The 26,332-nt window shown below is 64.6% G+C and carries 30 protein-coding genes; 13 read left to right on the forward strand and 17 right to left on the reverse strand.

Annotation, left to right across the window (positions count from 1 at the left end; translation table 11 throughout):
* Positions 1 to 102: 102 nt before the first annotated feature.
* From BLR03_RS16800 to BLR03_RS16815, 4 genes are all read left to right on the forward strand, one after another.
* Positions 103 to 378, forward strand: a complete 276-nt coding sequence (locus BLR03_RS16800; protein WP_091254889.1) for a glutaredoxin family protein — start codon at positions 103 to 105, stop codon at positions 376 to 378.
* On the forward strand, positions 375 to 887 hold the full coding sequence (ssb, locus tag BLR03_RS16805; protein WP_091254892.1) for a single-stranded DNA-binding protein: 513 nt from the start codon (positions 375 to 377) through the stop codon (positions 885 to 887). The genes BLR03_RS16800 and ssb overlap by 4 nt, the downstream gene beginning before the upstream one ends.
* 310 nt (positions 888 to 1,197) lie before the next feature.
* On the forward strand, positions 1,198 to 1,455 hold the full coding sequence (locus BLR03_RS16810; protein WP_091254894.1) for a ParB family protein: 258 nt from the start codon (positions 1,198 to 1,200) through the stop codon (positions 1,453 to 1,455).
* A gap of 2 nt (positions 1,456 to 1,457) precedes the next feature.
* Positions 1,458 to 1,748, forward strand: coding sequence for a helix-turn-helix domain-containing protein (locus tag BLR03_RS16815; protein ID WP_091254972.1), 291 nt, complete (start codon positions 1,458 to 1,460; stop codon positions 1,746 to 1,748).
* Between the two features lie 1,183 nt (positions 1,749 to 2,931).
* Here BLR03_RS16815 and BLR03_RS16820 read toward each other — a convergent pair.
* Positions 2,932 to 3,252 carry a hypothetical protein gene (locus BLR03_RS16820; protein WP_091254896.1) on the reverse strand — a complete coding sequence of 107 codons (321 nt, stop codon included), beginning with the start codon at positions 3,250 to 3,252 and terminating at the stop codon, positions 2,932 to 2,934.
* Between the two features lie 205 nt (positions 3,253 to 3,457).
* Between BLR03_RS16820 and mobC the strand changes: the two genes are divergently transcribed.
* Genes mobC through BLR03_RS16835 form a run of 3 tightly spaced genes read left to right on the forward strand, consistent with a single transcriptional unit; the run spans position 3,458 to position 6,218 of the window.
* Entirely contained in the window at positions 3,458 to 3,853 is a 396-nt protein-coding gene (mobC, locus tag BLR03_RS16825; RefSeq protein ID WP_254788560.1) for a plasmid mobilization protein, read from the forward strand.
* Between the two features lie 7 nt (positions 3,854 to 3,860).
* Positions 3,861 to 5,459, forward strand: coding sequence for a relaxase/mobilization nuclease domain-containing protein (locus tag BLR03_RS16830; protein ID WP_139184583.1), 1,599 nt, complete (start codon positions 3,861 to 3,863; stop codon positions 5,457 to 5,459).
* A 9-nt stretch (positions 5,460 to 5,468) separates the two neighbouring features.
* A complete protein-coding gene (locus BLR03_RS16835; RefSeq protein ID WP_139184584.1) occupies positions 5,469 to 6,218 on the forward strand; it encodes a hypothetical protein in 750 nt (249 codons plus the stop codon).
* A gap of 180 nt (positions 6,219 to 6,398) precedes the next feature.
* Here the strand turns inward: BLR03_RS16835 and BLR03_RS24085 are convergent, their stop codons facing one another.
* The 7 genes from BLR03_RS24085 to BLR03_RS16865 all read right to left on the reverse strand — a co-directional run bounded on the left by BLR03_RS24085 (position 6,399) and on the right by BLR03_RS16865 (position 11,681).
* Positions 6,399 to 7,079, reverse strand: coding sequence for a hypothetical protein (locus BLR03_RS24085; protein WP_139184585.1), 681 nt, complete (start codon positions 7,077 to 7,079; stop codon positions 6,399 to 6,401).
* A gap of 6 nt (positions 7,080 to 7,085) precedes the next feature.
* On the reverse strand, positions 7,086 to 7,469 hold the full coding sequence (locus BLR03_RS16840) for a hypothetical protein (RefSeq protein WP_091254902.1): 384 nt from the start codon (positions 7,467 to 7,469) through the stop codon (positions 7,086 to 7,088).
* A 24-nt stretch (positions 7,470 to 7,493) separates the two neighbouring features.
* A complete protein-coding gene (locus BLR03_RS16845) occupies positions 7,494 to 7,967 on the reverse strand; it encodes a hypothetical protein (RefSeq protein ID WP_091254905.1) in 474 nt (157 codons plus the stop codon).
* An 80-nt stretch (positions 7,968 to 8,047) separates the two neighbouring features.
* The gene (locus BLR03_RS16850; protein ID WP_091254907.1) at positions 8,048 to 8,734 is read right to left on the reverse strand and encodes a hypothetical protein; all 687 of its coding nucleotides are present in this window, start codon (positions 8,732 to 8,734) and stop codon (positions 8,048 to 8,050) included.
* A gap of 32 nt (positions 8,735 to 8,766) precedes the next feature.
* A complete protein-coding gene (locus BLR03_RS16855; RefSeq protein WP_091254909.1) occupies positions 8,767 to 9,189 on the reverse strand; it encodes a hypothetical protein in 423 nt (140 codons plus the stop codon).
* Between the two features lie 297 nt (positions 9,190 to 9,486).
* Positions 9,487 to 9,915, reverse strand: a complete 429-nt coding sequence (locus BLR03_RS16860) for a DUF4913 domain-containing protein (protein WP_091254911.1) — start codon at positions 9,913 to 9,915, stop codon at positions 9,487 to 9,489.
* Positions 9,912 to 11,681, reverse strand: coding sequence for a type IV secretory system conjugative DNA transfer family protein (locus BLR03_RS16865; RefSeq protein WP_091254914.1), 1,770 nt, complete (start codon positions 11,679 to 11,681; stop codon positions 9,912 to 9,914). Before BLR03_RS16865 ends, BLR03_RS16860 begins: the two co-directional genes overlap by 4 nt.
* 221 nt (positions 11,682 to 11,902) lie before the next feature.
* Here BLR03_RS16865 and BLR03_RS16875 point away from each other — a divergent pair, with 221 nt between their 5' ends.
* The 3 genes from BLR03_RS16875 (at position 11,903) to BLR03_RS16885 (ending at position 15,124) form a co-directional block, all read left to right on the forward strand.
* On the forward strand, positions 11,903 to 12,994 hold the full coding sequence (locus tag BLR03_RS16875) for a tyrosine-type recombinase/integrase (RefSeq protein WP_175460597.1): 1,092 nt from the start codon (positions 11,903 to 11,905) through the stop codon (positions 12,992 to 12,994).
* Between the two features lie 4 nt (positions 12,995 to 12,998).
* A complete protein-coding gene (locus tag BLR03_RS16880) occupies positions 12,999 to 13,346 on the forward strand; it encodes a helix-turn-helix domain-containing protein (RefSeq protein ID WP_091254920.1) in 348 nt (115 codons plus the stop codon).
* A gap of 407 nt (positions 13,347 to 13,753) precedes the next feature.
* Positions 13,754 to 15,124, forward strand: a complete 1,371-nt coding sequence (locus BLR03_RS16885; protein WP_254788561.1) for a site-specific integrase — start codon at positions 13,754 to 13,756, stop codon at positions 15,122 to 15,124.
* Positions 15,125 to 15,183: 59 nt separating this feature from the next.
* On the opposite strand, the gene BLR03_RS16890 is transcribed toward BLR03_RS16885, so the two are convergent.
* From BLR03_RS16890 to BLR03_RS16930, 9 genes are read right to left on the reverse strand one after another with little or no spacing between them, the layout of a single operon-like run.
* Positions 15,184 to 16,737: a helicase HerA domain-containing protein gene (locus BLR03_RS16890; RefSeq protein ID WP_254788562.1), complete on the reverse strand. Its 1,554-nt coding sequence runs from the start codon at positions 16,735 to 16,737 to the stop codon at positions 15,184 to 15,186.
* A complete protein-coding gene (locus BLR03_RS16895; RefSeq protein WP_091254926.1) occupies positions 16,737 to 18,245 on the reverse strand; it encodes an SCO6880 family protein in 1,509 nt (502 codons plus the stop codon). Before BLR03_RS16895 ends, BLR03_RS16890 begins: the two co-directional genes overlap by 1 nt.
* Positions 18,232 to 19,494 (reverse strand): TrbL/VirB6 family protein, encoded by a 1,263-nt coding sequence (locus BLR03_RS16900; protein WP_254788563.1) that lies wholly within the window; start codon positions 19,492 to 19,494, stop codon positions 18,232 to 18,234. The genes BLR03_RS16895 and BLR03_RS16900 overlap by 14 nt, the downstream gene beginning before the upstream one ends.
* A 25-nt stretch (positions 19,495 to 19,519) precedes the next feature.
* A complete protein-coding gene (locus tag BLR03_RS16905) occupies positions 19,520 to 20,272 on the reverse strand; it encodes a DUF8175 domain-containg protein (protein WP_091254932.1) in 753 nt (250 codons plus the stop codon).
* 25 nt (positions 20,273 to 20,297) lie between these two features.
* Positions 20,298 to 20,567 (reverse strand): TrbC/VirB2 family protein, encoded by a 270-nt coding sequence (locus tag BLR03_RS16910; RefSeq protein WP_091254934.1) that lies wholly within the window; start codon positions 20,565 to 20,567, stop codon positions 20,298 to 20,300.
* 11 nt (positions 20,568 to 20,578) lie between these two features.
* Positions 20,579 to 21,193, reverse strand: coding sequence for a DUF6668 family protein (locus BLR03_RS16915; protein ID WP_091254936.1), 615 nt, complete (start codon positions 21,191 to 21,193; stop codon positions 20,579 to 20,581).
* Between the two features lie 33 nt (positions 21,194 to 21,226).
* Positions 21,227 to 22,681 carry a chromosome partitioning protein ParA gene (locus BLR03_RS16920; RefSeq protein ID WP_091254939.1) on the reverse strand — a complete coding sequence of 485 codons (1,455 nt, stop codon included), beginning with the start codon at positions 22,679 to 22,681 and terminating at the stop codon, positions 21,227 to 21,229.
* A 41-nt stretch (positions 22,682 to 22,722) separates the two neighbouring features.
* Complete coding sequence (locus BLR03_RS16925) at positions 22,723 to 23,241, reverse strand: hypothetical protein (protein ID WP_091254941.1); 519 nt, start codon at positions 23,239 to 23,241, stop codon at positions 22,723 to 22,725.
* A complete protein-coding gene (locus tag BLR03_RS16930) occupies positions 23,238 to 24,269 on the reverse strand; it encodes a CHAP domain-containing protein (RefSeq protein ID WP_091254979.1) in 1,032 nt (343 codons plus the stop codon). The genes BLR03_RS16925 and BLR03_RS16930 overlap by 4 nt, the downstream gene beginning before the upstream one ends.
* A 243-nt stretch (positions 24,270 to 24,512) precedes the next feature.
* Between BLR03_RS16930 and BLR03_RS16935 the strand changes: the two genes are divergently transcribed.
* Genes BLR03_RS16935 through BLR03_RS16945 form a run of 3 tightly spaced genes read left to right on the forward strand, consistent with a single transcriptional unit; the run spans position 24,513 to position 26,332 of the window.
* Complete coding sequence (locus BLR03_RS16935; protein ID WP_091254943.1) at positions 24,513 to 25,250, forward strand: hypothetical protein; 738 nt, start codon at positions 24,513 to 24,515, stop codon at positions 25,248 to 25,250.
* The gene (locus tag BLR03_RS16940; RefSeq protein ID WP_091254946.1) at positions 25,247 to 26,011 is read left to right on the forward strand and encodes a hypothetical protein; all 765 of its coding nucleotides are present in this window, start codon (positions 25,247 to 25,249) and stop codon (positions 26,009 to 26,011) included. The genes BLR03_RS16935 and BLR03_RS16940 overlap by 4 nt, the downstream gene beginning before the upstream one ends.
* A gap of 12 nt (positions 26,012 to 26,023) precedes the next feature.
* The gene (locus BLR03_RS16945; protein ID WP_091254948.1) at positions 26,024 to 26,332 is read left to right on the forward strand and encodes a hypothetical protein; all 309 of its coding nucleotides are present in this window, start codon (positions 26,024 to 26,026) and stop codon (positions 26,330 to 26,332) included.

Here is a 26,332-nt window from a genome sequence, read left to right on the forward strand (position 1 = left end):
TTTCAAGGGATTTTGGCTATTCATTCAGTTGAATGATTGCTAGAATGGACGTAGCAGGTCCAGACGAACGAAACTAGTCGAGATACGAAACCAGGTGCTGAAATGACCCTCACCATCTACACCAAGCCGGCCGGATGCTTCGGCTGCGCCAAGACCAAGCAGAAGTTCACCGACGCAGGCATCGCCTTCACCGAGGTCGACGTGACCACCAACCAGGCCGCGTTCGAGTACATCACCGAGGAGCTCGGCTACTCCCAGATTCCCGTCGTGGTCTACGACAAGGAGAACACCGAAGACCACTGGTCAGGGCTGAACCCGGCGAAGATCGCCCGGGTCATCGAGATCGAAGCCGCCGCCCGCGAAGGCGTCCTCTCGTGAGCGGCGAAGCCGGCGTCACCGTTATCGGTAATCTCACCGCCGACCCTGAGCTGCGGTTCACCGGATCCGGGACTGCCGTCGCCCGCTTCACTATCGCCTCCAGCCCAAGGGCCTTCGACGCTCGTGCCGGCCAAGGATCCGACGGGGACACCGTATTCGTGGCCGCCACGGCATGGCGGGCCACCGCCGAACACGCGGCCGCGTCCCTGACCAAGGGCATGCGCGTGATCGCCACCGGAACCCTCAAGTCCCGTTCCTTTACGACCCAGGCGGGGGAGGACTGCACCGTGGCCGAACTCGAGGTCGAGGACATCGGCCCGTCCCTGCGCCGCAGGACCGCGCAGGTCACGCGCACCGGTCCCGGCCCGGAGCAGGACGAGGAGCACCCACCGGACAGGTTCGCCCTGTCCCCCAGGGAGTACGGGGACGATGATGCGTGGTTCGGCCTCGCGGCCAACCCGACCGGCCGCATCAACGTTCCGGCTCCCGATACCGAGCCGGCACTCTGAGCGTGCGACCATGGCCGAAACGACCGGGAGACGAATGCAGGGGACGGATGGCAAAGACGCCGATTGAAACAGTACGGAACCAGGCTGGCAGGAGGGCTGGGCATCTTCGTTGGCACGGCCGTCGCCGGCCCGGCAGCATCCCGGCTTGCGAACAGGGGTTTCAGCTGCCCGGACGTCCTGCTGGTCGCGGCAGGTGTTTTCCTGCTGGTGTTCTGGGGTGTCCGGCTGGTCCTGCTGGACCGGGCTCTCACGAGCCACGCCGGAAGCAAGTATTCATCAGCCGGGCACTGCGGGAGGGAAGATCAACGGGATGAAGAAGATCGCGGCTTTCACGCCGTATTTCACAGAGGATGAAGCCGGGCAGGTCCGTGCGGCATTCCTGGCCGCCGGCCATCTGGAGGGGGACGCGTCCATGTCGGACTTCATCGTGCGGGCCACGATGCGGGAGGTGAAGCGGCTGCAGCGCCGCCACAACGCCGGCCGGGCCTGGGCCCCTGTCCCGGCCGGCGGACTGCGTCGCGGACAACGGACCAAGGATGAACTGCAGCACCGGAACGAGGGAACCTGATGATGACAAGGCGGACTGAGGAACCCGACGCCGCGCCGCCGACGCCGGCTGCTGGTCCTGCGCTGCCCAGGATGCTGACCCTGGACCAGGTGAAGGAGGTCCTGAACGTCAACACGCCTTTGGTGTATGCGCTGGTGCGCAGCGGGGAACTGCGGGCCGCGCAGTTCGGCGGCCGGAACGTCTGGCGCGTCCGGGAAGATGACCTGCTGGCCTACATCGACGCCGCCTACGAGAAGACCGCGCACCGGATCGCGGCCGGGCAGATCCCCGAGGAAACAACCATCGAGGACTGACACACCTGGGGTTCCCTGGCAACGTGCGCCTTGCCTGACGGGGATTGCGCGACGGAGGACGGCATGGGTACGCCATTGGTGCGGTCCACTGCCCGCAGGAGGGCTTCCTCTTCGTCGACGTCGATCACCAGGGAGGTACAGGGGCTTTTTCGTCTCATGGGTGCGGACGGCGCAGGGAGGACCGGCTGCGGGCCTGGGGCGCTGGGGAACTTAGGCCGCCACACGATGCGGGGGGACGGGTCCATGAGGAGGTCGATTGCTGACGACGGTCCTCGTGAGAAAGCCTCGTCCAGTTGGGGGGCTGAACGAGGCTTTCCTCTATGTGCGGCTGCGGTCAGACGTATGAGCCGTGAATAACGACCCAGATCATCAGCAGCAGGTGCATGAGTTCGACGGCGAACATGAGCCAGCCCGACGGCTGCCCACGTCCTGGTTCATGTGCCATGACGGTCGGTCCTTTCCTTGAAGGTAAGGAACCGTTTGCCCGAGAACAACTCAGGGGAGTGGCAGAGTTGCTTGGACTCTCATAAGGACTAGCCTTGTGTGTGTAAGACACCGGCGGCCAGATGAACGGTTCATTTTCCCTGGCCCCAGGTACTTGAGCCCGCCTGCCAGCGGGCTCAAGTACCTTAAGGGCCACATCCGCCCGGAAGTCCCGGGATTCATGGATCAAAGGTAAGTCTCTGGGGGCGGTTTTGTGAGTGAAAATTACGGCGATTCTTGTTGCCGTCTTGTCAACCTTGTCTCAACTCCCCAGCTACACCGTTGCCCGCGTTTCGCGAGCCCAGCGGATGCGGATGCCGTAGCCCCGCCGGAGCCGACCAAACGACGCTGGTGGAGATTCTAAGTGCCTACCGGCGGACAATTTGCTGCCGGGTATGTGCCGAACTACCTCGCTGCGGGTAGACCGGCAACGGTGTAGTTGGGCAGAGATGAACCCATGGGTCAATTACTTACTCCACTACTTCCTAGCTGACTTCGCCCGGCCTCCCTTCGGGGCAGCCGGGAACACGTTGTGGCAAGACAACGCGGATCGGCCGCCCCTAAAGGTGACGGCCAATCAGTGGGTGCGGTGCACCGGCTTGCGGGTGTTCTTTGTGGTCTTTGGCTGAAGAAAGCCGGCCCTGATCTGGGGTGCGCCGGGCGTACCGTCTTGGACCATGGGGAAGGACCGCGCCGCTCCTTAGGACTGTGTGGTCGCGGTGTCCAGGATGTCACTGTGCGGGGGAGTGGGCACCTGACCTGCGGTCTGTGACGCGGAGGTTTTCCGCCGGCGTGAGACGGCCCGGGGTTCGAGTCCAAGCTTCTTCAGCTCCTCGGTGCTCCACCCGTCCTTGGTGGCCCGGACGTATGAGCGCTTGTCGTCGCGTTCAGCATCCGCGAGTTGTTCCTTGAGGTCTGCGACCCGCTGCCGGGCCTTGACCAACTGCGTGACGGATTCGATGCGCGAGTCGAGCAGTGCGCGGGCCTGGTTGCGTGTCTTTTCAATGTCGAGGTTCGCCATGCCTCCACCCTAACCACCACCTCCCCGAGTACCCGGATGAACCGCCGTGCAGACAGCGATCCGAAAAAACACCGGAGCAAGCTGGTAACTTAGCACGGCTAAGTTGGCCCGATCTTCGACTTGTCGTCGCGGATGCGGCACACTTGTCAGTGTGGTCCCCGGGTTTCCGGGTCGCTGCGCTGGCAAGGAACGGAAGGCGGGACGAGTGAATGCAAGCAACGGCTTCGCCGGTTGGAAGACCCGTCGGCGGCGGGCGAATGTTGACGGCGGTCGGATGCACCGGCACGAGGTCAAGGTCAGCCCGGAAGAGGAAGCCCAGCTCCTTGCCCTAGCGGAGAAGCATCGCGTGACCATCCCGCGGCTTTTGATCGAAGCGGCGCTCAGCGAGGGGACAGAGATCCCGTCGGAGCGGCGGGACCAGTTCATGCAGCTCTCTGCGTTGCAGCGTCTTGTCGGAACCGTTGCCAACAACATCAACCAGATCGCACGCCACGCGAATGCGACGGGCGAAGTGCCGGCAGAAGCTGCCGCTTCCATCGCCCATGCACGGGCTGTCATCATCCGGATTGACCGTCAGCTCGCCGTCATGGCCGGGCGGTAGTTTCACCGTGATTCCGAACATTACCCAGGGCGACCGCATGGCGGGTCTGATGATCTACCTCGCAGGACCGGGGCGGGCAAACGAGCACGAAGAACCGCACCTCGTGGCGGGCGATTCGGCGCTCATGGCCTGGCACGATGACAACGAGCTGAACCGCGATGCGGCCCTGGATATTGCCAACGCACTCGACCGGGCCAAGCAGTTTTTCGAAACCGAAGTAGACGGCGGACACGTCTTCCACTGCTCGCTGAGTTTGGCCGCGGAGGAAGGCCAGCTCAGCGACGAGAGATGGGGCGCCATCGCGGACGACTTCATGAAGGAAATGGACTTCACCGAGGACGGCGGAAAGGCCCCCGCCCGGTGGGTCGCCGTCCGTCACGGACTGAGCAAGAACGGCAACGACCACATCCACATCGTGGCGTCCATGATCCGGGACGACGGCACCAAATGGAACGGCTGGAAGAGCAAGTACAAGTCCCAGCAGGCTGCCAGGAGCCTGGAGAAGAAGTATGGGCTGAACGCTGTCGGAACCCTGCGTGCCGAGCGCGGATTCACCCCGACTGAACAATCCAAAGCCGTCCGCCAGGGACTGCCGGAAGTCGAGCGCCACAGCCTCGCCCGCAAAGTGCGCGTCTGCGCCGGAGCATCGACAGATGAGGCAGAGTTTGTCCGCCGGGCACGCCAGGAGGGCATACTCGTGCGCCCCCGCTACGCGGCCGGCCGAACAGACGTCGTGAACGGCTACTCCGTGGCCGAACGCCCCCACAAGGGTGAGCGCGCCGTCTGGTTCGGCGGCAACTCTCTGGGACGTGACCTGGCGTTGCCCAAGCTTCGGGCAGAGTGGGAGAGCACCCCGGAGTCAGCGGAGAGCGCTGTCGCGGAATGGAACGCTGCGGCGCGCAACCGCCGGCCCGTAAGCCCCGGCCGAGAGACGCTGCAGCCATCGGCTGAGCTGTGGGGCAAGTACGCCAACGACGTCAGTTCCCTCCGGGAGAAACTGGCCACCACCGGCCACGATGATCACGCCGCCTGGGCGCAGGCAGCCCGCGAGACATCGGCGGCGTTCGGTGCATGGTCCAAGCGGATCGAACCGACTCCGGGACCGCTGGCAGACGCCGCCAGAGAACTCGCCAAATCCGCACAGCTGCGCCGCTACCCGGCACGCCCGGCAGTGTCCCTGCCGTCCGCACGCGGCGCCACCATGATCCTCCTGGCCGCGACGTCCAAGAGCGAACCCGCAGCCTACGCCCTCATGTTCCGGCAGCTCGCCCAGACAGCACGGGCCATCCACGACATGCACAAGGCCACCGACGATCTGCGCCGGGTCAGGGGACTTGCCACAGCCGTCCGGGCGGCCAGCAAGATTGTCGAGGCCAGCGCCACCGCACAGACACTCAAGGCACAGCCAATGACGATGGAGACGCTGCGCCAACAGCACCCGGAAGCGTCCGAGGAAAACCTTCAGTCGCGGCTCCTGGCTGAACGTTCGCGGGGCGGGTCACCGCTGCCTCCCGTTCTGACCCGACCGGACGCAGCGCAGCTGCAGGGAGCGCAGTCACGGACCGAAGAGACCCACCGGCAGAACAATCCAGGCATCGAGCGATAGGGGAAGAGCATGAGCGAAGCAGACGGAATGGAAGATGCAGTGGACGGGGCGATGCGCACCGGGCTGATGGTTGCCAGCCGCATCGGCGAGCAGCTTGCCAGAATGCGCGAACAGGAACAGCGCACCATCGCCGCAGCAGAGGAACAACGGGCCCGGGAGCTGCAGGAACGCTTCGACGCCCAGCGGGCTGCCGCCCGGGCCCAGCTGGCTCCCGTCGGCCGCGAGGACTGGTGGGACAAAGCCACCCCCGAAATGATCGAACGGGTACACGAGACAGCCACGGCATGGAGGGCCTACGACCCCGAAGCCGCCCGTGCTGCCGAGAAAATCAGCGAACAGGTCCAGAGCCGTTACGGCATCGACGTGAACAACACCGGTGCGGACGAGGCGTCCGTTTCCGCGGCCGTTGCCCGGGCACTGCAGGCTCGCCTTGAGGCCGAAAGTGAATGGGCCAAAGCATCGGCCGCGCGCACCGATGAAATCGTGGCAGGTGCTGCCATTGCCGGCGCCAACCGACAGGACCGGGTAGATAGAAGCGAACCGGCATGGGACGCCGCCGAACGACGCCAGCAGCTGGCCGAAAGCCTGGAAGATAAGGGCGACCGAGAGTCCGTAAACTCCCGTCTCCTGGCGGACAAGCACCAGGGCACGCCAGCCACGGCCGCCGTGGCACAAAAGTCCTTGCTGGCCAAGACATCCAAGATGGCAAAGCCGGGCGACAATAGGAGAATACTGCAACGAGGCGGCTTGGAGCGTTAAAGATTTCCAAAAAGGTGAAGACCCTTCAGCACCGCTGACGGTCACCGCTTCAAGCCCGCGCCTCCTGACGTCCAGTGCCCCAGAGCTTGACTGAGGCCACCAGCTTCACGGGAGGGCGCCATGGGGCGACCAATCTCAAGGCGAGAAGCTAGTATCTCAGCGAAATTTAGTAATCTCCGTTCAGCCAATTACGATCTTCCCTACTGAGATATTGATTGAAAAAGAGGCTTTAACTCCAGTTGAGCTGCCATCTGTCATGACGCTCACGATGTAAGGCGTCGGTTCATTACGCTGGATATAATAGTCTTGTTGGGGAAACGTAGCGGTGATTGGGTTTCCGGCTCCAATCACATAGAGCGGAGGCTTCGGAGTACCCGGAACTTGAATGCTGTCCGGTGACCTCCGCGACCAGGTAAACGAGCTTCCTGGTATTGGACTCCCGTCCCAATTAAACGCTGTGGCGTCGAAATCGATGGGTACTTTATCGCCGTCCGGAAAATTTGAATTATTCGCCGGGATATTGATACTAATTGTAGGGGATTTTCGAGGGACGGTGTTAATGGGAAAGGTCACATCAATGCCGGGTCCCTGATGCTTACCCGTCTGGGTCTCCTGCTGAAATCGAACCCCCGTGTCGGGACGAAACCAAACGACATCTATGGTCATGTCACCGTCGCACTGGACGGACCATTCATTGCGCCCCCAATACCTCGTAAGAAAAATCGCGGTGTTCTTTCCCTTTTTGAGCACCCCGTCCCTATCAAGGAAAACTACTGGCTCATAGAGTGCCGTGGCCTTGAGGAAGCCGACGGACTGATAAATGAAATATTGGCGGGATTCGGGTTCAAATGCGGTACCCATCGCAGATCACCTGATCTCGTCTTCGCCGGCATCGAAACCACGCTCGGTGTCCCACTCGACATAGAACCTCGAGCCATTGACCGAGAACTCAGCTCTCACCGCACGGTAACCAGAGGGGACGCGGACCGTGACCCAGTCCGGAACTGAGACCTTATACTCACTGAGCACCTGGGCCGTGTCGCGGTTCAGGCGAGCAAAAAGCCCCGGATCGTCCGCCAGAGCATCCAGAAGAGCGCGAACATGCATGTTTTCCGCCGTATTGAGCACAAAATTGTGTACAGCAATCTCGGTATTGAGCCTCATCTGCTGCTGAACCGTCCGTGTTAGTTGGTCCCGGTGGCGTGCAAGATCCTGCTTTAGGCGATGGACATGGTCGGGTGGCAGTGGCATTTCGTCGCTCCTATTCTCTTCCTGTCAGAACGCGTTCAGGCTGTCGACTAGGAGGTCCTTGTCAATCGTGTTCAGGTAGACCTCCACGCGTGCTCTCCAGATCTCGATCTTCGACGGAGGGCTCAGAGTATCCAGCGTGCACGTGACCAGCGTCCAGGTGGGACCTACCTCAAAGGGTGCCGTAACGGCTCTGTCAGATACATTCAGATCCCATATAGCCAGAGCCCCCGCCACGGTTTCATCCGTCTCGGACCGAAACCAGCCGAACGCAGAAAGGCTCCGAACGGTCGGGTTAACGTTCGCTTGGTGTGCAATGAAGTCTTGAGCGATCGATGCGCCCGTCTCGGACGCCCGCATGACCAGGACCCGATCGCCGGTCCTCGCTAGCGGGCTGATCGACGAGTCATTGTAGCCAAGCGAATTTGCCAGGTTGTTTGCGAACCAACCCACTCCACCTGTGCTGTGACGCTCAAAGCCGGGATTGACCAGAAAAGACATCGCAAGATCCTTTTGTAGCGAAGGGACAGTCAGTCGCTCTATTGCTGAGTGGCCAAATGGCTCGGCGGAGACCACCGGACTCATACGCCGGGTGCTGAATCGGCCTCCCAAGTGAAAGTGACGCGGCAGCCCGGAACGAGCCAAGACGGATCTACTTTCATCGTGTACGTCTCGGACATCAGACCTAGGGTCTTCGCTTTCAGGAACGTCAGATGCTGTCCGTTGTTCGCTTGATGCGCCCAGAGCGCCACCTCATCATCAAATCGCCGGGCGCCCCAGGGCCACGCCGCTCCCGTCCAGATATTCCAGCTGCTCCCCTCGCCGTCCGGAACGTTTATCCGTTTGAACCAATGCAGATCGCTGTGGATGTGAATGGCGACAACATTCTGGGGGACCTGGCCTAGGTCCCGGGTGCGGTAGATGATGTCACCGTCATCCAGCGGCCTTGTCGGCGGGGAACCGAGTAGCGGTAGTTCGTTGTAAAAAATCTCATACGGCCATAAATGATGAAGGCTTACCTCGACGGGGATTCCTCCGACAGCGTCGTGTTCTTGGCCCTCGCTATTGACAATTTGACTTGAGTATCCGCGGGCTGCTACCAGTACATCCTGGAAGTAGCCGACTTCGACGTAAAAGAGGTTTCTCGGGTCTCCGGGCTTCTGTTCGGAATGGAGGGTCAATCCCGTGGCGACACTGGTAAAGGTAACGCCTGGGAAGTTTTTTCCGTCGTAGGTAATTCTCCAGTAGGATGCCACTACCATTTCCATCCTCCGTACGTTTCCTTGGATTTTCGGGGAAACTACTGCTGTTCTTCGCCAGCTTTGATCATCGTCCGCAATTGTTCAGGCGAGATGAACGTTGGCGGCATTTCCGTGTGGGCGAAGCCGCCACCGGCGCCCGGTAGGAGTTCAGCTTCAGAGAAAAGTACCGGGTAGGCGGTTACTACGGGGAGGTGCATCGTATAGGCGAAAGCCGCCATCAGACTGTGTGAATCCGTGATGGGAAAGATGTCTTCCGTGGCCGCACTGGCGAATTCCGCAGCCGGGGGTGGCGGGGCGGAGTCTGCGTTCTCCACCGCTGACCGCAAATCAGCAAGGCCTTCGACGGGATACCCCAGCCGGGATTCAAGCCACATCAAGGGGTGAAGGACATCCTTCACGAGAGGATGCTCGCGTAGAGCCTCCTTGAGATCGCTCAGCTGACGTGGTTCGTAGTCGCTCATGCCATTTCTCAATTCTGAGAGGTGTGGGATGCGGCTCTTCGAGGAATTCCTATGTCGTTAGATTGGTCGCTGAATCGAGATTCGTCAAGACTCTGTTTAATCAATTCCTTCTGCTGAATGCCAGGTCTCTGCCGACGACACCGTCCTGCCAGCTGTCTCTTCACTGGGCCTCATGCTAGGCATCCAAGGGTGCTTCGGGTCGTTGACCTGACGTTCGCAGAGTCTCTCGCTTATGTCTTCTACCCCGCCGGTTAGAAGACGCACGAGTGGTCCCGGTCGCAGGACAGCCGGCGCCTGTCAGTCGAAAATGCCTGCCTCCGGACCGACGTGCGGCAGCGTTGCCTTCTCCGGAGTGGGCGGCTTATGCCCGTCGTAGGCGCATTTCTTGAACGGACCTTCTGTGTCCATGAGGACGCGCATGTGTGGGTCTGCGTGGTTCAGCCACCAGGTGCTGACGCCGAGGGCGGGTTCGAGTCGGAGGTGTTCCCAGGCCCGCCAGATGCTCTCCATACGGATGAGGGCTTCGGGGTGTTTGTACCACTCGGGGCACCAAACGAAGGCGGCGCCCTCGTTGACTTCCCGGACGTAGGACTGGGCTAGGAGCTCGGCGAAGAATTCAACGGCGCTGGAGTAGACCAGTTCCGGTTCGGGCTCGTCATGACTATGACCGCTTGTTGTGGGCTGGGCCTCTTCGTCGCCGAAGGCGTCCCTGAACTCTTCACTCACGCGATGTCCCCGTCCGTCCAGGGGTTGTGAGCTGGGACGGTCACCGGTTCCAGCTGCTGCTGTTTCGCAGCGGCGAGAGAGTCCTTGACCTTTTGGGCGTGGGGGCCGTTCATCCAGGGGATGGTTTCGATCATGGTGGCCGGGGCACCGGATGCGAGCAGGATGGCCCGGAACCTCGGCAACGCGGTCAGGTCGGCCACGGACAGGATCTCGTCCTTGTTCTCCTGCCGGGAGGACGAGGATCCGTGTTTGCTGTGGCTGCGGGAGACATTGATGTAGCTGTACTGGCCGATCAGGCGGGAGAGCTCGTCGAGGTAGCCGACTTCGGAGACGCCGCCGCCGTAGATTTTCACGTTCGACGCGGACCAGAGCTTCCGCATGCCTTCCAGAGACCAGACTTCGACGCCCTGGGACCAGGACTGCAGGATGGTCATGAGGATGATCCCGCGGGAGCCGTAGTGGCTGTACTGGTCAGGCAGGGCCTTCCAGCGGCAGACGTTCGCAGCCTCATCCAGGATCCCGAGCAGCGGTGTCGCGAGCCGGCCGCCGGGCTGGGAGGTGGCGTACTTCTCAGCAGCTTCCACCACAGCCACGGTCAAGGCAGTCACCAGCGGCCCGGCGGTGCCGACGCCTTCGCGGGAGAGGCTGTAGAGCGTGCCTTTGCCGCGCACGAAGTCTTCGGGGACGAACTGCGGCCGCGGGTCCGTGTCCACGGTCGTGTCCCGGGCCGGGGTGACCCATTGGCTGACCTCGCGGTCGGTCAGGCAGGAAACCATTTGCCGGGCGGTGCCGTAGACGCCGGCCCGCTGCTTTTCCGGTTCGCGGATGTGGCCCATCACCATGTCCGAGAGCAGATCATACCCGGCAGTTCTGAGCAGTTCTGCGGGGGCCTCGTCGTGCGGGCGGGTCAGCCAGGTGTAGACCTGTGTCACCGGGGCGGAGTCGAGTGAGGCGGCGAGCAGGAAGGCTTTGAGCAGGTTCTGCCCTGCCGGGTCGAAGTAGGCATCGGGTTTGGTCCCGGGTTCGCGGGAGCCGTTGGCGAAGTGCTGTGCCAGGTTCCCGGCCGTCGCTTCGTTCGTCACGTAGGACAGCGGGTTCCACCACCAGGTGGGCTCTTCTTCGGCGACGGCCTGCGGGTCGAAGACCCACACAGCGCCGGCCTCAGCCCGGATCGGGCGTGTCACGTCCACGATGTCACGCTTGTTCGATGTCGCGATCACGGCGCCGGGTGCGTCCAGGATTGCCGGGACGGCGTAGGAGGTGGTCTTCATCGTGCGGGGACCGGCGATGAGGATCAGCATGTCTTCCCAGGAGGCCCACAGCGGGCGCTTCCCGGCGACGCTGCGGCCGAGCCGCACCCCTGTGGAGTTCTCCACGCCGAGACGCACGGCCGTGGCCGTGGCCCCTTTGGTGCCCAGGTGGTCGAGGTCTTTGCCGCGGCCCATGTGGACGGCGGCCTTATCCACCCGGGTGCGCTTGTGCGCTGTTCGGGAGCGGACCACCAGCACGGTCACCGTCAGGGCAACCAACATTCCGAGGAGCGCGCAGGCGACGATGGTGGACTGGACCGGCCAGGGCACCCGGCCCTTGACCAGTCCGGCGACCAGATCAATCGGGTGGGCCGGGGGCGCGGTAAGGCCGGCCATCCAGGATCCGAGATGTGCCGAGACCCAGCTACCGCCCCCGACGACGACAGCTGCGCCGATGGCCAGCCAGATCCCCAGCCCGTCGCCGAGCCCTGTGCCTTTACGGTTCGGAGCGCTCATGCTGCACCCTCTTCTTGGACCGGAGCGGTGGCTTCCAGTAGGGATTCTGCCGGTATCTCTATTCGCTCAGGTTCGTTGGCCTGTTCTGGGCCCGGGATTCGCGTTTGAGCAGGTGATGTCGGTTCGGAGCCCCTTGGGGCCCGAATCGACGAACCATCGACGAGAGTGACGGTTTGGGCGTAATGTCGACGCATGCTCGCTCCTTCTGAAGTTGGTAGCTGATGGTGCTGGTGGCGTTGCCCGGTGGCGGCGCCATGGATCCGGCGTTCTGGAGTGTGCAGGCGGCCGAGGATTTCGAGCAGGAGATCGTTGACCAGTACGCGTTGGCGATGGCAGCGGCTGGTTTGAGCGACTCGCATATCCGCAATACCCGGGCGACGATTATTGAGTTCGCCCGGTCGGTGACGGGCCCGCTGTGGGCGGCGACCTGCCAGGACGCCGACCGGTTCCTGGCCGAGCAGCGCAGGCTGGGTCGCAGTGTGAGCACCCGGGCCGGCAAGGCAGGGACACTGGCGTTGTTTTACGAGTTCATGATCAGCCGTTATCAGGGCCGGATCCATCGGGTGGCCGGGGTGCTGGTCGAGCAGCCCATCGATGAGTTCAACCGCCAGTCCGGGGCGTCGCTGGGCAATGTCAGAGTGCCGCCGTCGGATGCCGAGATCGACGCGTTCTTTACGTGTTGGCGGCACTCGATCCCGCAGGCCCGCAAGTATCTGCCCGCCGCGCGGGACTACTTCGCTGCGTCGCTGTGGCGTCGGCTGGGGTTGCGGATAAACGAGACGGTGATGCTCGACATCCGTGACTGGCGCCCGGACCTGGGCGGGTTCGGCAAGCTCCATGTCCGGTTCGGCAAGGGAGCACAGGGCCGTGGCCCGAAGCCGCGCCTGGTCCCGGCGATCAATGGCGCGGCAGAGCTGATCGACTGGTGGCTGGGCGAGGTCCGGCACCAGTACGGCGAGGACTGGGCTGATTCCGATGCACCTTTGCTCCCCTCGGAGCGGTTCGATTCCGAGCTGGGGCGATGCGGCCGGGTCGGTGGCAACGCGTTGCGGCGCAGCCTGGGGTTGCAGGTCGAGCAGTGGTTGCCGGCATGGTCGGGTCGGATGACCCCCCACGTTCTGCGGCATTACTGTGCTTCCTCGCTGTACGGGGCCGGGATGGACATCAAGGCCCTCCAGGAGTTGCTGGGGCATCAGTGGCTCGCGACTACCTCGGGTTACATCCACGTGCGCAGCGAGCACGTCGAGCTGGCCTGGAAGAACGCCAATGAGCGGGTCGAGTCCCGCTTCGGACCTACACAGAAGGAAGGATGAGGCCGTGTTGTGGAATCTGCGGATCAGAGCCGCCGAACGCGGGGTCTGGAAGTCGGCGCAGATGCGCCGGATGCTCGCCGATGCCGGGCTGGAGATCAGTGCCGGGAAGATGTCCTCGTGGTGGGCCGGGACACCGGCGACGATGAGACTCGAGGAGCTCGACGTGCTCTGCTCAGTGCTGGCGTGCACGCCGACGGACCTGATGAGTCCCGAGCCGGACAAGGTCGCTGCACGTCGTCCACGCGCGACCGAGGCCGTCAACGGCAATAACCAGGACCACGGCAGTGGCGGCGGGGTATCGCCGGCCGTCACGCCGCGCTTCGGCAGGCCGCGGTCCGAGCCGCCCCTATAGGCAGGGCTGTTGTGAGTCCTGCCCCGGGCCCGGCGGCGGCGCTGCGGCCACCGTCGATGTGCCCCCGCTGCCAGATCAACCGCGTCGCCTGGGTTCACCCCCGGGTGGCCTATTGCTATGACTGCCTTCCCGGCGGGCCCTTCACCGCACCGCCGTGTTCCAAGTGCGGCACCAGCATGGACTACTTTAGCCAAGGCTTGTGCGCCAACTGCCATCCCGGCAGTCCGCAGTACCCAGGCTCGTGCAGGGGCTGTCTGGCGTGGGGCGTCTACCGCCGATACAACTGGACGTGCTGGCAGTGTCGTTGGTGGCGCTCCCACAACCCGGAAGGAATCTGCGACTATTGCGGGCGCGCGGCCCGTATCGGGGAGCGGCGGGCCTGCCGGCTGTGTCTGGAACAGGCCCGCATGCTCCAGGAGCCCGGACACGGCCTGGACCTGGCCGGCGCGAATCAGGCCGGGCACCAGCTCTTCTTCGCCAACATGACCTTCGCACGTCGGGGAGCACCACCGTTGAGCCCGGACCAACGCGCCCCATGGAAGCGGCGGGACAAGAACACCCTGCCCGGCAACGGGCCCGCGGCGGAGGCCGACGGGCAGATGACGTTGTTCGATCTGGCGCCCGATCCCGCGGCCCTCGCAGCGCGTGCCCGCCTCGAAGACAGAGACCTGACCCGCTACTGCGCCGCCATCGTCCGTGAACACGCCGCGAGGGCCGGCTGGAGCAAGCGGCAACGCAACGACGTGACCCGCTCGCTTCGGCTGCTGCAGGGTTTCCGACTCAGCCCGACCGCGAAGATCCGCGCCACCGACGTCCTCCAGCTGCGCCAATACTCCGGCAACGTCATCTCCACGATCGACGTTCTGGCCGCGGCCGGGCTGCTCATCGAGGACCGGCCGACCCGGATCGAACGCTATTTCGCCGCCAAGACCAGCACCCTGCCGCCGGTCATGAAGGACCAGCTCGAGGTGTGGCTGCAGGTCCTGACCAGCGGCGCCCACCAGGCGCCACGGCAGATCCCGCGCGACCCAGGGACCATCAGGGCGCACATCATGGGCATCGAACCCATCATCCACGCCTGGGCCGAGGCAGGCTTCCAGTCTTTCGCCGAGGTCACCCGCGCCGACATCACAGCCGCGCTGGACGAAACGAGGGTCCGCCGCCACGTCGCCGGGAACGGGCTCAAGTCGCTCTTCACGACCCTCAAAGGCCGCCGGCTCATCTTCGCGAATCCGACCCGCGGGATGAAGGCGTCCCCGAAGGGCAGCACTATCCCTTTCGCTCTGGACGTCGCAGTGATCCGCGAGGAGTTGAACTCCCCGAACCCGGTGGTCGCCCTCGCGGTTGCCTTGGTCGCCTTCCACGCGCTGACCAAAAAACAGCTCAGCGAGCTGCGGCTCACCGACATCAGCGACGGACATCTTGTACTGGGCAACCGCGACATTCCGCTGGCCGCGCCCGTGCGAACGCGCCTGGCAGCCTGGCTCGACCAGCGCAACCGTACCTGGCCAGGCAGTGCCAACCCGCACCTGCTCATCAACCGGCGTACGGCGCCCAGGCTCCTGCCCGTCAGTCGGCAGTACCCCTGGGCCGGATTGACGCTGCGGCCCCAGGCGCTGCGCGAGGACCGTATCCTGCACGAGATCCACGCGACCGGCGGCGATATCCGCCGCATCTGCGATCTCTTCGGGCTCAGCGTCGAAGGCGCCACCCGCTACCTCAACACCGTCGAGCACCCGGACCTCACCCTTGAGGGCGAACAGGTTCCCCGAACCTGAGCACCAACACCCGCTGCAGCCCCCGGGCATGCTCAGGTTCGCGCCGAAAGCGTCAAAATTCACGCGAACTTCTCAACGTTGGCGTGCCAGCGCTTGTTGGTGTCGTTCAGGGATGCCTCGATGGCGGTGAGGCCGATCTGGACGGGGATGCCGGGGCGGCCGCCGACCTTGATGAGGAATTTCCCGCGTCCGGGGGGTTCGACGTCGTCGCCGCGGGAGTCCCAGGCGGGCGGGTCCTGCCAGGAGATGAGCTTTTGCTGTTCCTGCCGCGAGAGTGGGATCGCTGCGGTCAGCAGCGGCATTTCGGAGGCGGGGAGGCCGCCGCAGATGACCATGCCGGAGCGTTCGACGAAGCCGCGGGCCTTCATCCGGTCCTCTTCTGCCGGGAGCGACAGGAGGTCGGACATGGTGTGGGAGATCATGACCTGCCCGACGCCGACTGAGCGGTTGAGGCGGGTCAGGGCGTCCACCCGGTCCACCATGCCCTTGCCGGCGCGCAGTGCCCGCCAGAGCTCGTCGAGGACGACGAAGTAGTTCCGGCGCGGTTCCAGTCCGGCGTCGGCGAGGGCGTTGGCGACGTTGACGGTGCCGAAGCCGTAGGACCAGCAGGCCAGCAGCACTGCGGCCTGCAGGTCCGTTTCGGTCTCGTCGATGCTGGAGACATCGAAGACGACGGCCCGGTCACGCCGCATCGGGTTCGTGGTGTGCCGGGAGAAGATTTCCCCGAGTTTGCCGCCGCCGGTCAGGCCGAGCAGGGTCGCTTCCAGTGCCCGGGTTTCCTGCAGGTAGACGGTCATGTCCCCGCGGTCAAGCGCGACCTGGCGCAGCTCGTCCGGGGCGGCGATGATGACGTCGAGAAGATCCTTCAGGACCGGAACACCGTAGAAGGAGTCATCGAGGACGCGCAGGGCGCGGTCCAGGATGGTCTGTTCCTGATCCGTGGGCGGGTTGTTCCGGCTGATCGTGATGAGGGAAACTACCATGTTCAGGCGCCGGCCGTGGGCATCGGCCCGGACCCGGACGGCCGCTTCATGGTGACCGCGCTCCTCGAGGAGCCCGGCGACCTCAATGGCCTGTCCCGGATCGAGGATGTTCAGGTAGCCCCGTCCGCGGCCGAGTTCGATGACCTGCCCGCCAATGGCGCTAATGGCGTCCACGTGTTCGCCCTTCAAGTCCCCGAGGACGAGGGGGTGGACGCCCTGGCCGGAGAGGCCCAGCATCATGCGGCGCACGAGCGTGGACTTCCCCAGACCGGGCTTGCCGAGGATGAACGCGGAGGGGTTGGAAATCAGGTGGGCGCGCTGGAACCAGCTGATCGGATCACAGCAGACCGTGGCCTGTGTTTCCTCGTGCCGGCCCAGCGGGACACCGACCATGGGCGAGGACGTACCCGAGGAAAATGGCCACAGCCCGCAGACCTGCACTGTGGTCCCGCGGTATTCACGCACCGCCGGGACCAGGGCCGCAGCCCCTCCCCCGCGCCCGCCCCAGCCGCGGGACCCGGGAACACGCAACCGGGCCGGACGACCATTGGCCGTGCGGCGCTCCCGGGCTTCGGATTCCACACCGTCAAGGAGCGGATTCTTCTTCTTCCGTCGAAAGAGCTTCTGCATTACAGGGCCTCTCTGATTTCGGTGGGCAGCAGGATGTGTTTGGGCAGGACGAGTCCGAGCGGCAGGGACGCGGCGAAGGCGGTGTCCTGGGAGCCGTAGGCCCGGCGCAGCAGCACCCGGGCGGTGCCGGAGGTTTGTTCCACGGCGGCGACAGCATCGGGGAGCCGGGCGGGGTCGGTGACGGTTGCGGTGACGACCATGCCGAAGTTCACCAGCCCGGCCCCCTGGGCTTCTTCCTGGGCGGTTTGGGCGGCGGAGCGGGCATCGACCAGGGCACGGGCGGACGGGCGGCCCCCGGAGGTGATGCGGACGTTGGCGTTGTTCTGGTCCCGTTCGACGACGGCTGCGGCCCGGGCCGAATCCATCGGGCGGTAGAGCAGGGAAACGCGTTTGCGGTCGATGTCCCCGTGCGGGGCCAGCAGCCGGGAGAGAACGGAGGAATTGACCGACCCGCGCGGGGCGCCGGTCATGGTCCAGGAGGCAGAGAACGCGCCGTCGTGCCGGTAGTCGTCCCAGCTCGCCTGCGTCGCAGAGGGTCCGACCTCACCCCAGGTGAGGGCGACCGGGGATCCGGCGGCGTGGGCTTCATCAATGATCAATGCCGCGGGCGGGTCGTAGGCGATCCGGACGACCTCGCAGAGTTCCTGCGCGGACATCGGCCGGGCGATGCCGGCGCCGGTGGCCTGCAGCCGGGCACCAAGTCCCGGGATGCGGGAGGCCAGGTCCCGGGCGACGTCTTCGGGTTCGCGCTTCCGGGATCCGGAGCGCAGTGCTGCGGTGAAGGTCAGGGACACCCAGGCCCGGACGGTGGCCGAGCCTTCCGGGTACGTGCGGACAACCTCGCGGAGGATTGCCTTCGCGGCCTCCGGGGCGTCGGGGTGGATGTTCATTTCAACTTCGTTGCGCAGCCGGTAGCCGGAGTCCGGGGCGGTCTCCACGGTCACGGCCGCGGCCTCCAGCCCGGCTTCATCGCCGAGTCCGGCGATCCAGCCGCCCCAGTTCGCGACCCAGGCGTCGACCTGTTCCGGATCCACCAGGGAAGCGCCGTCAGGTTCGGTGGAGAAGACCACGGTGAAGTGGTTCGTGGTGGGGACGTGAAGCATGGCGAACGGGCGGTTGTAGGAGTCGTTGAACTCATACAGCCGGGACTTCGCGGCCAGCCCGGGCAGCTGGAACATGCCCCACCCGGTGACCCCGAGCGGGCCGGAACGGTAGAGGTTGGTCCCGCCGGAACGGGCGAGCCGGAAGTTCATCCGGGTCGCGAACCGGTCCACGACGGACTGCCCATGTTTGTCCCTGACCGTCAGCAGCAGCACGAGCAAGCCCGCGACGGCCAGGACGGTCAGGCCCGGCAGCAGGCCAAGAAACGCGAAGGTGATGATGCCGGCCAACAGACCGGTCATGACAATGCCGGTGCCGATCGCGCCCAGGCTTCCCAGCCCCGCCGAACGGGGAACCCGCCAGTTGCCGTAGGACGGTTCCTTGTACTCGGTATTAATTGCTGCCACTGGGGCCCTCCATCGATCCTGATTGGCCGGTTGAATCCTGCGCGGTTTGTTGTGCGGCCGACGCGGCCTTTGACGCTGCTTGTGCTCCTGCGGCGACGGCGATTCCGGCCGGGCCGGCGGCTTTACCGGCGGAACCTGCGCCGGCTCTTGCGACTGAGCCGGAGGTGCCTGCCCCGGCGGTAGCGGCGCTTCCGGTGGTGCCCTTGCCGGGCGCCCCGCCGGGGCCCGTTGAGCCGGGGGTGGGTTTGCCGTTGCCGCCGTTACTGCCGCCAGCGCCCTTGCTGCCCTGTGCGCTGGCGCTCTGGCCGGGCTGGCTGGCCGGTGTGGGCGATGCGTTGCCGCGTCCACTGCCCGAGCGGCCCATCGACACTGCGCCGGTAGCCATGGCCCCCACCGCCGCTCCTGCTCCCCCGCCGGAACCGGAAGCGACAGCTCCGACCATGGGGGTGACGAAGCGCATCAATGCCGGCAGGGCCAGCAGCGCGACAATCATGAGGGCGAAACCGGTAATGGATCCCAGCAGGACGTTGCCGCCCGAGGATCCCATGAGCTTGAAGGCCACGGCGTAGACGATGGCCGCGGCGGGCTTGTAGAGAATGAACGCGATGGTCCAGCCGATGGCTTTCTGGAACCACTGGCGTCCCATCTCGGTGTTGGTGAACGCCGCCGTGGTCGGCAAGATGCCGGCGAGGATGACGAGCATGCCGCCGCGGACGATCATGAGGACGATCTGCACCAGCGAGGCAATCAAACCCACCAGGCCCAGGATGATCAGGATGAAGACCCCGACGCCGGTCTGGTTCGTCATCACCAGGATGGCCATCGCGTGGGCGAAGCCCTTGCCGTCGGTTGCCCGGTCAATGATCGAGGCCGAGAACGCGTCAGCAGCTATCACCAGAATGGAAATCACCGCCAGCCCGAGCCCGGACACCAGCGTGAGGGTCAGCAGGGACCGGAGCAGGTCTTTCAACGGCGCCCCGCGCTGCTCCCAGATCATCCGGGTGCCCCCAAGGATGACCGACAGAACTGCCAAAGCCAGCGTCCAGTAGCCCAGTTCCGAATTGACGAACCCGACCACAGGACTGGCGGTGATCCCATCCTGGGATGCGAGGTTGGCCGTGGGCATGGACACCCAGAAAGTGGAGAGCGTCGTCACCATCTGGCTCATGCCCTCCATGATCGACTTCGCCAGGTTCGTTATGGCGTCGTTGACCGCTCCTGAGGCGATGTTGCCTGCCACGCACGTCATGTCCCCCAAACTGCACTCAGCCATGTCAGACGCCTGACCACAGAATGAAACCGCTCAGATCACTGAGCTGGGCGACACCATTGAATACTTGACCATCATCAGCGGCCTTCACCCTCCAGTCCCCGGCTACCCAGCGAAGCGAAAGGACCGAATGCGCCAGCGCACCGTTCGGAAGTTTGATAGCCAGATCGACGTCTGCCTCGGCCGGGCTACAGGACTTAACCAGGAAGCCGCTGATCTGAGCAGTCTCACCGCTTCCCGCCGTCGAAGTCCGCGCCTTGGCAGCCTTAATAGCCGCGTCACGTCCGGGGCCCGGCACCAGAAGTTTGTCGGCGAGCTTGAGCTCATCCTGTGTCCCGGAAGATCCAAGGGCGATCATATTGGCGGCTGCGTAGAGCGCGCCCGTGGGGGAATTCGCAAAGCAGGTGCGGAAGCCATCACCGTCCGTCACGCCCGGGCCGAATGTCTTGGGATCCGTGGGGGCCGCCATTTTGCCGACGAGCTCCCACTTGGACTTCGGCGCTGCGCCCAGAGCCCTCTCCGTGCTTGAGGGCAGCCCACAAAAACTCTTTCCCGCCGCGTCGGCTGACTTTGATGGCGCCGAGGAGGCACCGGCTGCTGATGAGGCCGGGGCGGGCTGGGCGGTGCTGTCTGCCTTAGGGAGGAAGAAGATCACGACGACGGCGGCGATCAGTGCGACGACCAGGGCGGCCGAGATGATGAATCCGGGCTTGGTGAACGGGCTGCGTTCGGGACTGCTTTGGGTGGATTCGCTCATGATGAACCTCTCCGGTAGTCGGGATTTAGACGAAGGCGCGGACGATGCCGGAGGCGCCGGTGATGATGATGCAGCCGGCCAAGACCCAGCCGAGCTTGCCGATCGACTCGCCGCCTTCGCCGCGGCGGAGCTGGATCACCATGCCGATGCCGACGATGATCACGCCCAGGACGCCGAGCACCAGGCCGATGCCGGATGCCCAGTTCAGGACAGTCAGCAGGCCTTTGGCCTGTTCCGGGACGACCGGGGTGGGGTTGGGGATAACGCTTCCGTCAAGTACAGCGAAGGGGTTCATGGTGAGACCTTTCAGTTGGTGGTGCCGGGTGTGATGTCGGTAGCCAGGGCGGCCAAGTCAGTGATGAAGTGTTGATACTCGCGGGCCGGCGGCAGGGTCCTGGAGTCTCCGTGCCGCCAGGATTCGACCCAGGGCAGGGTCCAGAGCCGGGGCGCTCCCCCGCCGACGATGGCGGCGAAGTCCCGCAAGGGTTTGGGAGTCTTCCCCGGTGCGTCCGCCAGGACGGCGAGGCCGAGCAGGTCAACCGCGGGCGCCGCGCCTGATACCCACTCGGTCAGCGCGCCCCGGGCCGCTGTCAGGCCCCGCATGTCTGCACGGCAGACCAACAACACCCGCGGTTTGGCGCCGCCCTGGAGGACAGGCCAGCAATGACCGGTGGCCCGTGCCCCGCCGATGAGGTCAGCGATGCGGCTTTCACCGGATCCCCCGTGGGCCCCGGTGACCCACAGCGCGGCCGAGCCCGCGACGGTGCGGCGGCCAAGCCGGTCTGCGGCGTCCGGTTCGACCATTCCCCTGAGCGGTTCACTGATCACGGCCGCCGGCGGCACGTGAGCTTCCGGGGCTGCCATGTCTGCGCCGTCGGCCGGAGCCGGGCGGGTGATCCAGGGGTTCAGGGACTGTTGCATGCTTGCCTCCTTTCAGAGTCCGTGGTGGGTGGTTTAGAAGCCGGCAGCGACGGCGGCCGCGGCGGCGAGCCATGCCCGCTGGGTGGCGGACTGGAGGGCTTCGTAACGGATTGGGCCGTTGACCAGGGCCGGATCGTAAGGAATCCGGACGACCGCCCGGACGAACGGGGCGAAGCCGTCCGCGATCCGCTGTGCTTCGTCTTTGGCCCGCTTCAGCGCGTCCCCGCTCATGCTGCGTTTGGCGTCGGTGGACTCGGAGACGATGACAACGGCGTTGCGGGCCAGCTCCGCGTCGTGGCCGCCCCGGGATTCCAGGGTCTGGAGCGTCAGCCGTGCGGCTTCGGCGCGGTCCTCGATGGCTGTCACCGGGACGACGAGCTGGTTGGTGTGGTCGATCATCCGCCGCCAGTTCGCGGCCCGGGCGGTGTTGCCCGAATCCATGACCACGAGCCGGTAATAGCGGGTGAGCACCTGGTGGGCGATATCGACTTCCTCGGCGGTCACTTCGTGATCGCCTTCCTCGTTTTCATCCGAGCGCAGGACATCGAACTTGTCGGCCGTCTGGTGATGTACGAACTTGGCGATTTCGGCCGCGTTCGTTGACGGGGAGAGCAGTTCAGTGGAGGCATCGATCAGGTCCAGGACGCTCCGGGCGTGGGCGCCCTTTTCCGTCCGCCAGCCGAGGGTGCCCTGGGATTCGTTGTTATCCCACGCGACCGTGGCCGCGCCGCTGTAGCGGGCGAGGATGGCCGAGAGCATCACCACGGTGGGGGTCTTATTCGCCCCGCCCTTGCGGTTCACCACCGCAATCGTCCGGGGACCGGGCCAGTGCTGGCTCACCGTGCGAACGTCCTCCCGCTCGGAGAGTTCTTCCTCCGAGGGATCCATCCGCAGTCCCAGGCGCGTCAGTGTTCCGCGCCAGCCCTGTGTAGCCGGTTCCAGCACCGGGGCGCTGACCAGAAACGAGGTTTCCTTCAGGCTGCGCCGGGTCGGCGCAGCTTCCTCAACAACGGCAGCTGTCTGCGGTTCCGGGGGGACCGTCGCGGGGGCAGGCGGCCAAGGTCGGGCGTCCACCGATGCTGCAGTGGCAGTGGCAGTGGCAGTGGCAGGAGCGGCCGCGGGCTCCGGTGCGGGTGCGGGGACGGTACCAATGACGGCCGGCGCTACGCTCGCGGGTGTGGTCTCAGGGGCTTCTGCCCGGCGGCGGGCCGGAGCGGGCTCGTAGGAGACGGACTCGAACTTGTTGTCCGGGTGGACGATGAGCTCACCGTGGCCTTCGGGGTCCTCGATCCGGACCCGCACGGGGCGCTGGAGGGTCCGTGCTTCGCCCACGATGAGGGCCAGGGCATTGTTGCGCAGTTCCTGCACGGAGTCTCCGGCAGGGACGATGCGGGAATTGCCCGCGACGATGACCTCGGCGGTGCCGTTGTCCCGGACAATGGCCCGGATGTTGGGAAAGGCCATGACCTCGGTTGGTGTAGTGCCCATGAGCTTCTTCCTTACGTGTGTGAGATTCAGAGGTGCGGCGCTTAGGACGAGGGCGGGGTGAGCCGGTTGACCTTCCACGGGGCGTCCTTGCCGGTGCGGAGCAGCTGCACCGTGTAGGTCCCGGCGTTGGTGGGGACCGCTGCCAAGACGCCGAAGCCGTTGGCTTCATCGACGCTCAGGGTGGCCGGGCCGGTGACGCGGGATGCGGGGATGTTGGCCGGGTCCACTGCCGAGTAGTCGGCGGTGGCCTGCGGGGTCAGCCACCGGGCCAGGTCATTGGCCCACTGCTTGTCCTCCACCGTGGGGCGGGCGAAGTCCGTCATAGCGTTCTCTGCGACGTCCATGGCCTCGTCCTTGCTGGCCTGATCCCAGGTAATGCCGATGGTGGCGGGGATAGTGCCGCCCGGTGCCTGGGGTCCACTGTTGGCGCTCAGGGAGACCGGCGCGGATGAGGTGGAGCGGGCGGCCGCTGACGCCGACGGCGCTGCAGTGGTGTTGCCTGCCGGTGCGCACGAAACGCAGAGCAGCGCCACACCGATCAAGGTCACGGGCTTTTTCACTTCTTCTCCTCTTGGGTGGGCAGGTACAGGAAAGCGGAGGGGACGGTGTTGGCCACTGTCCGGGTGTAGTAGCTGTGGTCCGCCGGGGCCGGGTTGCCGTTGTAGCCCTCTTCGACGTAGGTGCCGTTGTCCTTTACTTCTTTGACCACCGCGACGTGGCCGAAGTTCGGGTCCGCTCCCCCGGCACCGGGGCCGTACCAAACGACGGCGCCGACCCGGGGGGTGCTGCCGGTTGGCCAGCCCTTGGCGTCCCAGCCGGCCCTCCACGTCACCGCGGAACCCAGCTGCTGCCCGTCCGGGCGGAACGTGCTGTTGAGGTATTTGAACGGTGCACTGGTTGAGCCCATCTGCTGGTTTACGCGCCACAGGGCGAAGTCCACGCACTCGCGGTAGTACATGCCCAGCGGCGAGGTGCTGGCTGTGTTCGCTCCGGCCTGCGACCAGGTCGGGGAGTTCTTCCACGGGTAGTCATCCCCCGCGCCGGACTGTCCCGGGATGGCGCAGTCGCTGCCTTGCAGGGAGAACTTCGAGTTCGAGAGCGCCTGGACGAGTTTGACGGCTTCGGGCCAGTACTTCTGGTAGTGGTACGGGTCGGCGTTGCGCTGGACCTTGTTACCGGCAAGGGTCGGTTCCAACAGCTCCCAGCCGGGAACGGCCTGCAGGGCCTTGATGAAGTTCGTTGCGCTCCTGGTGGGGTCCATGCGGTCTGCGTAGGAGCCCCACGCGCCGTTGTCGCGCTGCTGGAACAACCCGCGGGAGTCCGGACCGGCACCGTCGCCGGTATCCAGCACCCGCAGACCCGACTCCCCCAGGGCCACCATCACGCTGATCATCTGGCCCTTGGCCGATAGGTGCAGTGTCTTGCCGGCACCCATGATGGCGGCGGCGTTCTTGAGCTGTTCTTGGGTATATCCGTCGACCTTGGTGTTGCCGTCGATGACGACGGAAACAGCCGGGCCGCAGTCAGCCACAGCAGGTTTCGCGGGGGCCAGCAGCAGGAGCATGGAGAAGAGCAGCCCGAGCATCATCCCGGGTGCCGCGGCGGCGGCTCCGGTGCTGAGCCTCTTGGACGGCTTCACGGCTTCTCCCTGTGCTTCTGTGCTGTGTTGCCAGCGGTCATGTCTCGTAGGTGGGCCCCGGCTAAACTCGGTGCAGAAGATACGATGGATTCAACCAAGATTTGATCTATCGAGGATAGTTTAATTATTGGTTCAACCCTAGCAGGTATTGATCGCCCGTGCTTGTCTATGCCCTTTGTCTAAGGAGTGTCCGTGCCTGTCTCAGCCGCCGAATTTAGGGAGTGGTTGGAGGGGAGCGCCGTCAGCCCGTCACCTACCGCGTTGAGCACGCTGACCGGTATAAATCGGGGCACCCTGAACAATCAGCTCAGGCGTGGAAATGTTGCGGAGTCCACGGTGATTGCCGTTGCAAGGGCTACGGGCACGAACGTCATCGATGCGCTCAGCGTTTTCAGTCCGTACCGGATCATTAGGTCCCGGCCCATAGAGCCCTCCTCGGCAGAGGTTTTGAGCCAGGTTCATCACGCCGATCTCATGGCCGAGCTGCAGTTCCGTACCTCTCAGAGGCACTTTCCCCGTGAGATGCGCAAGGGAATCGACCTCATTGCCTTCCCTCATGACGGCTCTGTTCGGGCCTGGATCGATGCCATCGACCCGGGGGACATCCGTCAGAGGATGTCCGAGGAAACGGGCATGGCACTTACCTATATCGCCACACAGCTCACTGAAAATAAGTTGAATCCTCACTTGGCGATTGCTGCGTCCCGGGCCGGTGGGGGCTCGTACGCGTCCGGCTTTGTGGTGACTGAATTGATTACGCCGGCCGAGGGAGGGTGGCAGATCCGGGCGCGCGAGGACGAACTACTTGAAGTTTCCGATGATGTCTTAGTGGACGCCATTTCCGCCCGCATTCACCTCCTGCAGAGGCGTGTGAGGCAACGCAAGGAGGCCCGCGAATACGCGGAGAAGATGACGGAACTTCTGGGATGAACCCGCTCACCGTCGTCCCGGTAAGCCTGATGCTCATTCTTCTCGGCAGCCTGACTTTCAAACGCGTCAATACACCGGTGCTGGGACACCAGCACGCACTGCAGGGAAAAGCCAGGAGCATCGCCCTGTCGGGCATTTTTCTGACCCTTGCTTATCTGTTGCTCCTGCCCCCGGTCTACATGGGTGTGGAGTCGCTCATGCCTCTGAGCAATGGCACCGATCTGATCTCCAAATACTTTGCCCTCGTGGCCGTCGCGTTCTTGGGCGGGCACCTCAGCGTTGCCTACGGCTCACCGCTTGCGGGCAGGTGGACTGTCGGGGCGCCAGGGGCGGCCGTGCTGGGAATCGTCGCCACGGGCCTGCTTGGGACTCTTCTGGCGACTGAAGCCCCGAACCCGTCACCGCAGCTCCTGGATTACGCTGGGCAGCCGAGCGTGCGCCTGAATACATGGCTCGTGCTGGCCTACGTCGCCTACATCGTTGCCCCCCTCATCAGCCCCGCATACAAGGACTCACGCAGGAATCCCCTTAGAGCCGGCCGGCTCGCGTCTGGGCTTATTGCGGGCGGCTTTGCCCTCTCTCTGATCCGCGCATTCACTTACCCGGTCGAACTGGGCGCCACTGGGGACGTTACCTACATGTTCATGATTGTTTCCTACATCTCCACGGCTTTCGTCGTGATAGGCCTGGCACTCTTCGCCTACGCCCGGAAAAACCGCATCCCGCAGACCGAGCTTGGCTCGCTTCTCTCGATCGACTAGAAAGGCTGCCTCATGAATCCCACGCCGAAAGACGCCCAACTAGCCGTCAATTGCGTTCTCGCCGAGGTCAACAAAGAACACGAAGCCGCCTACAGGGTCATCTTCGAGGCAGTGAAAATCTGCGTCGCCTCCGGGATGAAGCGACGGGAAGCAGCTAAATTTCTTGGCGTGCAGGCTCGACGAATCGACCGCCGAGGACAGTACTTCCGATCACTCCTCGCAACCAGGAACCTGTTCCATGGTGCCTTGAACGCCGGCGGCGGCTCATCTGCCGCTGCTGTCGAGGTCGAAGCCGTCGTTCGGCGGGCCTGGAAGCGCTAG

Source organism: Arthrobacter sp. ok909 (assembly GCF_900104405.1).
In the GTDB taxonomy this organism is placed as follows: domain Bacteria; phylum Actinomycetota; class Actinomycetes; order Actinomycetales; family Micrococcaceae; genus Arthrobacter; species Arthrobacter humicola.